Raw genomic sequence first — 3,776 nt, forward strand, 5'->3', positions numbered from 1 at the left:
GCGCGCCAATGGCCCGCACCCCAAGCAGGTCGTCGCCGCGAAACTCGGCGTCTCGATCTCCGGGCTCGCGCGCGGCATCCGCTGCCGCTGCCGCTGCCGGCGCGGGCTGCGCGGCTCAGCGGCCGGTGCGCTTGCCGAGCTTGAGGTTCGCGGTGCTGCGGGTGCGGCCGGGCGCGGACTGGGTCTTCTTGGCCACGGCGGGCTTTGCCTTCGCGGCGGCGACGCGCAACGCCTTCGCGGCGGCCTTGGCCTTGTCGGTCTTCTTCTCCTTCTTGACCTTCTCGCCGCCGGCAGGCAACGAGTCGACCCGGGAACTCGCCTTCGTGCGGCCGCGCACGATGCCGATGAATTCTTCGATGTCCTCGGTCGTCTCTGCGGCGAGCCAGGCGAGGGAGACCTGGCTCTCGGCGACGTCCTCGACGGGTCGGGAGACGAGGTCCTTGCGGCTGTGCAGCCGGGCGATCGAATGCGGCACGATCACGATGCCGACGCCCGCGGCGACGAGCTCCATGGTCTCGTCCATGTCGCGCACGGCGGCGAGCGGGCGGCGGATGCCCTCGCGCACCTCGGTCGCGACGTCGCGCCACTCGGGAACGGCGTCGGGGTCCTGCAGCAGGTGCTCGTCGGCGAGGTCGGCGACGAGGAGACTGTCCGCGTCGGCGATGAAGTGGTCCTTCGCGGCGACGACGACCGGGATTTCCCGGTAGAGCGCGATCAGGCTCAGGTCGTGTTCGTCGATCGGGAGGCGCACGATGCTGACCTGGGCGCGGCCGTCGCGGAGGACGGCAGACTGCTCGTCCGGCGTGGTGCGGAAGACCTCGAGGGGCTGGTCGGGGCGCCGTTCTGCCCAGGCGCGGGTCCACTTGGTCGGCGTGACGCCGGCGGCGAAGGCGATGGAAAAGGTCACCGGCATCCTCTCTTTTGTGGCGCGCGGGGCGGCGCACCGTTATGAACCGCCGAAGCGGTGGTGCTCTCAGGCTATACGCTGGACTGATGAGCGAGAAGAAGACCCAGACCATGAAGCCCGCAACGGCGGCCCAGAAACTCGGGATTCTGCTCGAGGCAGCCCCCGAGGAGTTCCAGAACACCCTGATCTCGCGCACCGAGCTCACCGAACTCGACACGAACCCGCCGGAGTGGCTCGCCCTGCTGCGCGCCAATGGCCCGCACCCCAAGCAGGTCGTCGCCGCGAAACTCGGCGTCTCGATCTCCGGGCTCGCGCGCGGCAAGGTCACCGAGCCGCTCACGAGCGCCGAGATCCTCGCGTTGCTGCAGCAGCCGCCGGCGTGGCTCGTCACCGAGCGCGCTACCCAGTTCGAGGTGCGTGAGGAGCAGATCCGCGTCAAGGACCGCGACGCCGAGCGCGCACGCAAGGCCGCGCACGCCGCCCGGTTTGCCGCCCAGAACGAGAAAGCCGCCGCGAAGAAGCGCTAACCCTCACGCGCTGTGCCCTAACCAATTCGACGGACTTTTTGATTTTCTAGGACGTACGAGCGTGTTTTTAGCGCTTTCCGGGCAAAAACTCCGTCGAATTGGTTAGGCGAGTGGGTCAGGCTACGTCCGCGGGCGCGTCAGCGTACTGCGTGCGTAGGAATCCGACGATGTCGGAGAGTTCGCCCTGCGAGATCGAGTGGCCCATGCCCTCGTAGATGCGCTCGGTGAGCACCGAGTGGCCGGGCAGCCAGTCCTGGGTGCGGCCGACGGCATCCGCCTGGATCACCGGGTCGGCCGTGCCTCGGCCCCAGAACACCGGAACGGGTCGCTCGGCGAGGTCGGCGTCGCCGGGCTGCGGCGCCGCGGCGACGAAACCCGAGAGCTGCACCGCGAATGCGAATCGGTCGGGCGCCTGGCGCAGAAGCTGCAGCGCCATCGCGCCGCCCTGGGAGAAGCCGAGCAGCCCGACGGATGCCGGCGGCACGACGAGCGCGTCGAGCCAGGCGAGCACGCCGTCCGCTGCCGCCTCGATAGCGGATGCGTTCGGGGCGCTCGGGTTGACCAGGCCGCCGGGCATGCCGACCGGGAACCAGGCCCAGCCGTCGCCGACCGGAAGTGGCGCCCGCAGCGCCGCGAGGACCGGCTTGAGCGGCAGGTGCGGCGCGAGCGAGAACAGGTCACCCTCGTGGGAGCCGTAGCCGTGAAGGATCAGGAGCAGCGGGCGCCCGACCCGGTCGGCTTCGGACGCCGACCAGAGCACTGCGCCGGGATCGATCGGCAGGGCGACCGGTTCCACCGGGTCTCCTGCGCCGTTTCGGGTCTCGTCCATGTCGGTCCTCCTGCCGGGCGTCGAGGCCTGGTGCGTCGACCGGTCAATACTTTCACTGCCCCGGACCTTTCACTGCCCAGGACCCGAATGCGCCTCCCGCGCTGGCGGGTCCGGCTCGCCGGCAGCGACAACGGTCGTGGCTCGCTTCGTGAATGCATTCATATTTTCCTGCCTTTCGCTGGACCGGGAGGGTCCCGGCGGTGAAGCCACAGTGGCAGGCGCACGCAAACGCCGTGTTCGGGAAATGTACGGAAAACGTAAGGCGAGTCCGGCATCCGCCCGCCCGGTTCGCAGCAACCGGCGCCTACTGGCTTAATGGAAGCTGTGGGCGACGACAAAGGGCTGGTGCTGGTCGTCGAAGACGACCCCGCAATCGCGGACATCGAACGCCTGTACCTCGTGCGCGCCGGTTTCACCGTGCATCTGGAGTCCGACGGCCGCGCGGGACTCGAGCAGGTTCGCCGGTTGCGGCCGGCCGCGGTGATCCTTGATGTCGGCCTGCCCGGGCTCGACGGGATCGAGGTGTGCCGGGCCATGCGCGAGGCGGGGGACTGGACACCCGTGCTCTTCGTCACTGCACGCGACGACGAGGTCGACCGGGTGCTCGGCATCGAACTGGGTGCGGACGACTACGTGACCAAGCCGTTTTCGCCGAGGGAACTCGTCGCGCGGGTGAAGGGGATCGTGCGCCGCTCCTCGGGTCTCATCGGCGACGCGGTGCTGCGGGTGGAGGATGTGACGCTCGACCCGGCGACGCGCATGGTCGCGCGCGGCGGCATCCGCGTGGACCTGACCGCGACCGAATTCGACCTGCTCGCCCAGCTGATGGCCCGGCCCGGACGGGTGTATTCGCGGGAGGAACTGCTCTCCCTGGTCTGGGGAATCGCGGACTACAGTGCGAGCAGGACGGTCGACGTGCACGTCGCCCAACTGCGGGCCAAGCTCGGCGAGGGAAATCCGATCCGCACGGTCCGCGGCGTCGGGTATTCCGTCGCCGGCCAGGAGGGCTGAGCGGTGCGGCGCTGGTTCGCGTCACTCGGCGGCAGGATCCTGCTCGTCACGGTGGGCGTGGCGTTCGTTGCGGTTCTCGTCACTGCCGTCGTGTCCCTGCAACTCGTGCAGACCCTCGTCACGACGCAGGCCCAGGCGGACCTCGGCGCACGGACGACCGCGCTGAGCGAGCGGCCGCTCTCGACCCTGCGCATCCTGCTCAAGGACGACACCCTCCTCGGCGCACGCGGCGAGCGCTTTGTGTTGGTCGGCGCCGACGGGAAGGTGCCGGAAACAGGTTCGGGCGCGCTCACGGTCACGCAGGACGTCAAGAGCCGCATCACCCAGGTACTGGATGCCGGCCGCTCGGTGTCGACGTCGCTGCAGATCCGGGGTGAGTCGTACGTGGTGGAAGCGCGGCCGCTCGCGGGAGGCGGTGGGCTCGTGGGCTCGGGCAAGTCGATGGAGATGGAGCTCTACACCAACCTGGTGTCGCGGCACCCGAAGCTGAAGAACCCCACGG

Annotated in this window: 5 protein-coding genes and 1 pseudogene; 4 read left to right on the plus strand and 2 right to left on the minus strand. The window is 69.5% G+C overall.

The annotated features are described in order from the left end of the window. A pseudogene (locus QN345_RS16720) lies at positions 1-67 on the plus strand (DUF5997 family protein); the annotation flags it as partial. A gap of 48 nt (positions 68-115) precedes the next feature. Here QN345_RS16720 and QN345_RS16725 read toward each other — a convergent pair. Next, positions 116-907: a LysR family substrate-binding domain-containing protein gene (locus QN345_RS16725; protein ID WP_322140609.1), complete on the minus strand. Its 792-nt coding sequence runs from the start codon at positions 905-907 to the stop codon at positions 116-118. Between the two features lie 86 nt (positions 908-993). Between QN345_RS16725 and QN345_RS16730 the strand changes: the two genes are divergently transcribed. After that, positions 994-1,434 carry a DUF5997 family protein gene (locus QN345_RS16730; protein ID WP_134558379.1) on the plus strand — a complete coding sequence of 147 codons (441 nt, stop codon included), beginning with the start codon at positions 994-996 and terminating at the stop codon, positions 1,432-1,434. 115 nt (positions 1,435-1,549) lie between these two features. Here QN345_RS16730 and QN345_RS16735 read toward each other — a convergent pair whose 3' ends face one another. Further along, positions 1,550-2,263, minus strand: coding sequence for an alpha/beta hydrolase (locus QN345_RS16735; protein ID WP_322189273.1), 714 nt, complete (start codon positions 2,261-2,263; stop codon positions 1,550-1,552). Between the two features lie 315 nt (positions 2,264-2,578). Here QN345_RS16735 and QN345_RS16740 point away from each other — a divergent pair, with 315 nt between their 5' ends. Together QN345_RS16740 and QN345_RS16745 are read left to right on the plus strand one after the other, a co-directional pair. Beyond that, on the plus strand, positions 2,579-3,274 hold the full coding sequence (locus QN345_RS16740) for a response regulator transcription factor (RefSeq protein WP_322136576.1): 696 nt from the start codon (positions 2,579-2,581) through the stop codon (positions 3,272-3,274). A 3-nt stretch (positions 3,275-3,277) separates the two neighbouring features. Continuing rightward, positions 3,278-3,776, plus strand: a 499-nt coding sequence (locus QN345_RS16745) for a hypothetical protein (RefSeq protein ID WP_323508914.1), incomplete at its 3' end; no start/stop codon positions are given.

Origin of the sequence: Cryobacterium sp. 10I1 (genome assembly GCF_035019805.1) — a bacterium.
In the GTDB taxonomy this organism is placed as follows: Bacteria; Actinomycetota; Actinomycetes; order Actinomycetales; family Microbacteriaceae; genus Cryobacterium; species Cryobacterium glucosi.

Bases quoted from the DNA above. Each gene is read 5' to 3' on its own strand.
- QN345_RS16730 (WP_134558379.1), top strand. From the start codon at position 994: ATGAGCGAGAAGAAGACCCAGACCATGAAGCCCGCAACGGCGGCCCAG.
- QN345_RS16735 (WP_322189273.1), bottom strand. From the start codon at position 2,263: ATGGACGAGACCCGAAACGGCGCAGGAGACCCGGTGGAACCGGTCGCC.
- QN345_RS16740 (WP_322136576.1), top strand. From the start codon at position 2,579: ATGGAAGCTGTGGGCGACGACAAAGGGCTGGTGCTGGTCGTCGAAGAC.